Source organism: Peptacetobacter sp. (genome assembly GCF_029264495.1).
Classification (GTDB): Bacteria; Bacillota; Clostridia; order Peptostreptococcales; family Peptostreptococcaceae; genus Peptacetobacter.
In genome coordinates, this window is sequence record NZ_JARIBH010000032.1 from 1 (window position 1) to 6,748 (window position 6,748).

General features: G+C 26.8%; 5 protein-coding genes and 1 pseudogene. All 6 read left to right on the forward strand.

Features of this window, described 5'->3' with window-relative positions; genetic code table 11:
• Nucleotides 1–81 precede the first annotated feature (81 nt).
• The 6 genes and pseudogenes from tnpA (at nucleotide 82) to Q1J78_RS03400 (ending at nucleotide 6,591) form a co-directional block, all read left to right on the forward strand.
• Nucleotides 82–493: pseudogene (gene tnpA / locus Q1J78_RS03375) on the forward strand (IS200/IS605 family transposase).
• A gap of 459 nt (nucleotides 494–952) precedes the next feature.
• Nucleotides 953–1,687, forward strand: a complete 735-nt coding sequence (rsiV, locus tag Q1J78_RS03380) for an anti-sigma-V factor RsiV (RefSeq protein ID WP_300276231.1) — start codon at nucleotides 953–955, stop codon at nucleotides 1,685–1,687.
• A gap of 148 nt (nucleotides 1,688–1,835) precedes the next feature.
• On the forward strand, nucleotides 1,836–2,006 hold the full coding sequence (locus Q1J78_RS03385) for a hypothetical protein (RefSeq protein WP_300276233.1): 171 nt from the start codon (nucleotides 1,836–1,838) through the stop codon (nucleotides 2,004–2,006).
• Between the two features lie 269 nt (nucleotides 2,007–2,275).
• Nucleotides 2,276–3,127 carry a BglG family transcription antiterminator LicT gene (licT, locus tag Q1J78_RS03390; RefSeq protein WP_300276235.1) on the forward strand — a complete coding sequence of 284 codons (852 nt, stop codon included), beginning with the start codon at nucleotides 2,276–2,278 and terminating at the stop codon, nucleotides 3,125–3,127.
• A gap of 96 nt (nucleotides 3,128–3,223) precedes the next feature.
• Nucleotides 3,224–5,116, forward strand: a complete 1,893-nt coding sequence (locus tag Q1J78_RS03395) for a beta-glucoside-specific PTS transporter subunit IIABC (protein WP_300276237.1) — start codon at nucleotides 3,224–3,226, stop codon at nucleotides 5,114–5,116.
• An 11-nt stretch (nucleotides 5,117–5,127) separates the two neighbouring features.
• The gene (locus tag Q1J78_RS03400) at nucleotides 5,128–6,591 is read left to right on the forward strand and encodes a glycoside hydrolase family 1 protein (protein WP_300276239.1); all 1,464 of its coding nucleotides are present in this window, start codon (nucleotides 5,128–5,130) and stop codon (nucleotides 6,589–6,591) included.
• The last annotated feature ends 157 nt before the right edge of the window (nucleotides 6,592–6,748 follow it).

Consider the following 6,748-nt stretch of genomic DNA (forward strand, 5'->3'; position numbering starts at 1 on the left):
TCTTTAATAAGAAAGCTCCTTTTGATAAGATATAATTGCGGTCCGCCAACTGCAAAAAAATTATCAAAAGGAGGTCGTAAAATGAACGACATACATAGTTTATCACATACAAAATGGAACTGCAAATATCATATAGTTTTTGCACCAAAATATAGAAGAAAAGTATTCTATGGAGAAAAAAGAGCAGAAATAGGAGTAATTCTTAGAGAATTATGTAGATGGAAAGGTGTGAATTTACTTAGTGCAGAAGCTTGTCCAGATCATATACATATACTTGTAGAAATACCGCCCAAAATGTCAGTATCAGGATTTATGGGATTCTTGAAGGGAAAAAGTAGCCTAATGATATATGAAAGATGGAGAAATATGAAGTAGAAGTATAAATATAGAAACAGACAATTTTGGTGTAGAGGATATCATGTTGACACAACAAGAAAAGACACAAAAAGAATACATAGAAAACCAGTCGAGAGAAGATATGATGAGTGAATAGCTAACGCTTGACGTAGTAGACCCGTTTACGGGTAACCAAAAATAGTTAGCGAGTGGCGGACTGATATATTCTTTGAAGCGTGGCTGGAAGTTGAGCCTTATAGGCGTCAAATGAAGAACCCCCAGTTTTACTGAGGGCTTCCTTTTATTTATATAAAATACTACTTTATACTGAAAACTGATGTTTATTTTACGAAAAGAAAATATAAAATAAATAATACAAATAATCCATATAAATACTAGTAAATTTTTAATTTTCATAAAGATTCACCTACTTTCTAGAAATATATATAAAGTATAAATCAAAATTATACAAAAATATTTATATTTTTATAAAAAAAATAAAACTTTTTATATATTATAAATCGTCTTATATATGTAAGGAGGAAGAAAAGAAAAAAATAAATATTGAAAAATAATTTTGAAGTTTTATAAAGATAAATTTTAGGAGGAAAGTAAAATGAAAAATAAAAAAATAAAAAGAATAGTTGCATCAGTAGCAGCATTAGGAATAGTATTTACATCAGTTAATCTTAGTCCAGCCTTTGCAGAGGTAGTTAACAATATACCTGTTATAGGAAATGTTATAAAACTAATAGAAGTTGACAACTATAGAATAAATAAAAATGGATACGATGTATCTATAGATGTAGCAAAAATTAATGGTACAGGAAATAAAGAGCTTGAATATAAACTTAATAGTAAGTTTAAAGAAGAAGGAAAAAAAGAATACAAAAAATACGAAGATGAATTAAAGAAACTAGAAGAGAGTGGAAAAAAATCTAATAAATATGCAAAAACTTGGTATGAAGTATTGAATGAAAATGATAATACACTTTCTATAGTACGTTATAATTATGAATCACAAGGTTCATCAGATACTACTAGAAAAATATACAATATAGATAAGAAAAATAAAGAAATATTAACTTTAAAAGGTATGTTTGGAAATAGTGATTATGTAGATGTTATAAGTAAAAATATATTAGATCAGATGAAAGAAAGAACTAAAAAAGATTCTACAGATGCGTATTTTGTAGATGATACTTTTAAGATAAAAGAAGATCAAGGATTCTATATAAATAATAAAAATCAATTAGTAATATGTTTTGATAAATATGAAGTAGCTCCAGGTTCTTCAGGTCTTGTAGAATTTATAATACCATCTAATATAGTAAATCAATTAATGAAATAGTAAATTGTTAATTGTGAATTATTAAAAATAGAAATTTATTTAAATAGAAATAATGTGTTAATAAAGATAGTTACTTATAATAAATTAAAATATAATTTGTTGTATTTAGCTATCTTTATTAATAAAATATATAGTAAAGGAGAAGAATATGTACAGTGATAAATTGAAATTTATTATGAATATGATAATTATAGCAATAATCTTTATATTAATACAGATATTAGGTATGATAATTTGTTTATTTATTTTTAAAGAAAATATTTTAATGTCTATAGTAGTTATGATAATATCAAATTTAATTATGTATGTATTAATATAAAGATTATTTTTTTATAAAAATAGGTGTATGAAATTATTAAAAAATGCTTTATATCCCAAATAAAAAGTTATATAAATAACAATTAAAGAAAACGATTGACAATAAAGTTATTTCATAGTAACATATGAAATGTATTCAGTAGGATGGTAATTGTTAATTCAAGCTAGACCTATTTATATATGTGGAAGAATAATAATTTTTTCTATATGTATAAGTAGGTCTTTTTTTATTCAAAATAGTACATAAATTTTTAGAAAGGAGTATTATTCATGATTATAGATAGAATTTTAAATAATAATGTTGTTATCATAAAGGATAAAGATGGATTAGAACAAGTTGTGTGTGGAAAAGGAATTGCTTTTAAGAAAAAAAGTGGAGATTTTATAGATGAAAATGAAATAAATAAAGTTTTTATCTTAAAAGATAAAGTTAAAAATAAAAAGTTTCAAGAAATAGTATCCAATATACCATTACAATATTTAGAAGTAACAAATGAAATTATAGAGATGATAAAGTTGGAATCAGGTAAAAAAATTAGTGATACAATATATATTTCTTTAAGTGATCATATTCATATGGCAGTAGAAAGATTTTTAGATGGTATAAGTATAAAAAATTATATGATGTGGGATATAAAGAGATTTTATCAACAAGAATTTCAATTGTCTTTAAAAGCATTAGATATAATTAAGGAAAAACTAGATGTTACATTACCACAAGATGAGGCTGCATTTATAACATTACATATTGTAAATGCAGGAATGGATAATGATGATATGCATCAAACATTGGAAATAACAAAAATAATGCAAGAAATATCTAATATTGTAAGATATTATTTTTCTATTGAATTTGACACAGATTCAGTATACTACTATAGATTTATAACACATTTAAAGTTTTTTGCAGAAAGACTTTTGTCAGATAATATAATAAAAGATTCTGATGATGATGACTTACTAAATATGGTAAAAATAAAGTATAAAGAATCTTATTCATGTGTTGAAAAAATTACAGAGTTTATATCGCGTAAATATGAATATAAGCTATCAAAAGAAGAGCAATTATATTTAACAATTCATATTGAACGTGTTGTAAATAAAAATCAAAATAAAGAATAAAATAAAATATAAATAGGTATCTTTATTTTGAAAAAGGATGGTAACATTAAGTTGGCTAAACCTTCAAATAAGTGTTTTACTTAAGAGGAGGAAAAAATGAAAGATTACACAAATTTAGCAGCCGATATTATAAAAAATGTCGGTGGAAAAGAAAATATTCAAAGTTTAACGCATTGCGTAACTCGTCTACGTTTTAAACTTATCGATGAATCAAAAGCAAATGACGAGGTATTAAAAAATATGGACGGTGTTGTTACAATAGTTAAATCTAAATCTATTGAGCAATATATGGTTGTTATAGGAGAGCATGTAACAGATGTTTACAATGAAATCTTAAAACAACTAGGATTAGAATCTAATAGCAATGTATCAAATAATAATGATGGTAAAAAAGAAAGTCCAATAAATAGAGCATTAAATGTAATAATGGGTGGTATGGGACCTATATTAAATTTATTATGTGCTTGTGGGATTATAAAAGGATTAACAGTTATATTAGCTATATTAGGAGTTAGTGCAGAATCTGGTGTTTATATGCTATTAAATGCGGCAGGAGACTGTTTCTTCTACTTCTTACCATTGATGCTTGGTTATAACTTAGCTAAGAAATTTGAAATAGATCCTTTCTTTGGATTAATTTTAGCTGCGGCTATGTGTTATCCTACTATACAGAATGTAGATTTAAATTTCTGGGGATATAAAGTAAATACAACATATACTTCAACATTTATGCCAATTTTATTTGGTATGATATTTGCAGCACCTTTATATAAATTTATAGATAAGCATATGCCTACTATGATTAAAGGTTTTATGACACCATTACTTACATTAGTAATAAGTTTCCCTTTAACATTTATTATAATAGGGCCAGTTGCAAATTTAATTGGTGCTGGATTAAATACAGTACTTACATCAGTTTGTGATTTTTCACCACTATTAGCAGGACTATTATTAGGTGGATTATGGCAGGTATTTGTTATATTTGGTATACATGGGGTTTTAACAGTTATAGCATTTATGGACCTTGTAGCTGGAAATCCAAGTCAAATGTTAGCATTCTCTTATCCTGCATCTTTTGCAACAGTAGGAACAGTACTTGCAGTTTATTTAAGAACTAAAGATGAAAAATTAAAATCTATAGCTTTACCAGCATTTATTTCTTCTATATTTGGTGTAACAGAGCCTGCAACTTATGGAGTTACTTTACCTCGTAAAAAAATATTTGTTGTTAACTGTATAGGTGGTGCTGTTGGTGGAGTAGTTGTTGCATTAACAGGATTAAAAATGTACTCTTATGCAGGAATGGGGGTAATTGGATTATTAGGATTTATAGATAAAACATCTCCTAATATTATAGGTATAATAATGATGACTATATTACCATTATTAGCATCACTAGTATTAGGATTAATAATATATAAAGATTCAGACTATGACTATCTTGATGGAAATAAATCTAATAAAAAAGATATGAAAGATAACAAAGAAAATAATGTTTCTGATGATGCTAAATCAGATAAAATTTTAAAAGAAGAAGAAGCTATTTTAATGCCAGTTGATGGAGTTATAAAACCTTTATCAACATCTGAAGATGATGCTTTTGCAAGTGAAGCTTTAGGGAAAGGTTGTCTGTTAATACCAGATAATGGAAAAGTTTACTCACCTGTAAATGGAGAAGTTAAAATTGTATTCCCAACAAAACATGCTATAGGAATAGTTAGTGAAAATGGTTGTGAAATATTAATACATATAGGTATAAACACAGTTGCACTAGAAGGAAAACACTTTGAATCTTATGTAAAACAAGGAGATAAAGTAAGTGCAGGTCAGTTATTAGTATCTTTTGATAAGGAAGAAATAGAAAAAGAAGGATATTGTTCTGAAATACCAGTATTAGTTACTAATACTTCAGATTACTTAGATATAATAGAAACAGATTATGAACATCATAAAAATGGTGATGTAATGTTAAAAGTATTTAAATAGGAGGTATAAATATGACTTTTCCAAAAGATTTTATGTGGGGTGGTGCAACAGCAGCAAACCAAATTGAAGGTGCATGGAATATAGGTGGTAAAGGAATGACTATAACAGATGCAGCAACAGCAGGAACAGTAAGTGAACCTAGATATATAACTTATAAAACTGAAGATGGAGAACCAGGAAAAACAACAATATTTAATCAGTTACCAAAAGGAGCTAAAAGAGCTGTAATAGATGGATATTATTATCCTTCTCATGAAGGTATAGATTTTTATAATAGATACAAAGAAGATATTAAACTATTTGCAGAAATGGGATTTAAAATATTCCGTATGTCAATTTCTTGGTCTAGAATATTCCCAAAAGGAATAGAAGAAAAACCAAATCAAGAAGGTTTAGATTTTTATAGAAAAGTATTTGAAGAGTTAAAAAAATATGATATAGAACCTTTAGTTACATTATTCCACTATGATATGCCAGTTTATTTAGAAGACGAATTAGGTGGTTGGAGTAATAGAGAGCTAATAGATTTATTTGAAAAATATTCTGAAGTAGTATTTAAAGAATACAAAGGACTAGTAAAATATTGGCTTACTTTTAATGAAATAAATAGTTCTTTACTTATGCGTACATTTATACCAAACTATCCAAATGAAATGGTATGTAAAGCTATGCAGATACTACACAATCAATTTGTTGCAAGTGCAAGAGCAGTTCGTATAGCACATGAAGTTGATTCTAATATGGTTGTAGGAGCGATGTTAGGTGGTGTTTGTAACTATCCTCTTACTTGTAACCCAGATGATGTATTATATTGTCAAAAACATTGGCAAGAAGATTGCTATTACTGTATGGATACTATGGCAAGAGGGGAATACCCTTATTATGCACAGAGATTATGGAAAGAATATGATATGGTTTTAGATACAGAAGAACAAGATTTTATCGACTTAAAAGAAGGTAAAGTTGATATGATTACATTCTCTTATTATTCTTCAGGATGTGTAACAAAAGATGAAAGTGCAGAAAAAGCAAAAGGTAATTTTACTTCGGGAGCTAAAAATCCATATTTAAAATATAGTGAATGGGGATGGAGTATAGATGCCCAAGGACTAAGATACATATTAAATGAATTATATGGTAGATATCAACTTCCATTAATGGTTGTAGAAAATGGTCTAGGAGCAATAGATAAATTAGAAGAAGACAATACTATTCATGACCCATATCGTATAGAATATACAAAAGAACATATAAAAGCAATGAATGATGCGATAGAAGATGGAGTAAATCTTATTGCATACACATATTGGGGATGTATAGATTTAGTTAGTGCGTCTACAGGAGAAATGAAAAAGAGATACGGATTTATTTATGTAGATAGAAATAATGACGGAAGTGGTACATTAAAACGTTATAAAAAAGATTCTTTCGATTGGTATAAAAATGTAATAAAATCAAATGGAGAAGAATTATAGAATAAAAAAGATAGATTGCTATAGCAGTCTATCTTTTTTACTTTTTATTGTAGATAAAATGTTTATGTACTAATTTTTAGGGTATTAAATAAAAAGAAACGGAATTTAAATAATAGGGAGAAATTAATATGATACAACTAATATTAGTAGTAATTAT

What these genes read in the sequence shown, in the direction of transcription:
- rsiV (WP_300276231.1), top strand. Translation starts at nt 953, where the DNA reads ATGAAAAATAAAAAAATAAAAAGAATAGTTGCATCAGTAGCAGCATTA.
- Q1J78_RS03385 (WP_300276233.1), top strand. Translation starts at nt 1,836, where the DNA reads ATGTACAGTGATAAATTGAAATTTATTATGAATATGATAATTATAGCA.
- licT (WP_300276235.1), top strand. Translation starts at nt 2,276, where the DNA reads ATGATTATAGATAGAATTTTAAATAATAATGTTGTTATCATAAAGGAT.
- Q1J78_RS03395 (WP_300276237.1), top strand. Translation starts at nt 3,224, where the DNA reads ATGAAAGATTACACAAATTTAGCAGCCGATATTATAAAAAATGTCGGT.
- Q1J78_RS03400 (WP_300276239.1), top strand. Translation starts at nt 5,128, where the DNA reads ATGACTTTTCCAAAAGATTTTATGTGGGGTGGTGCAACAGCAGCAAAC.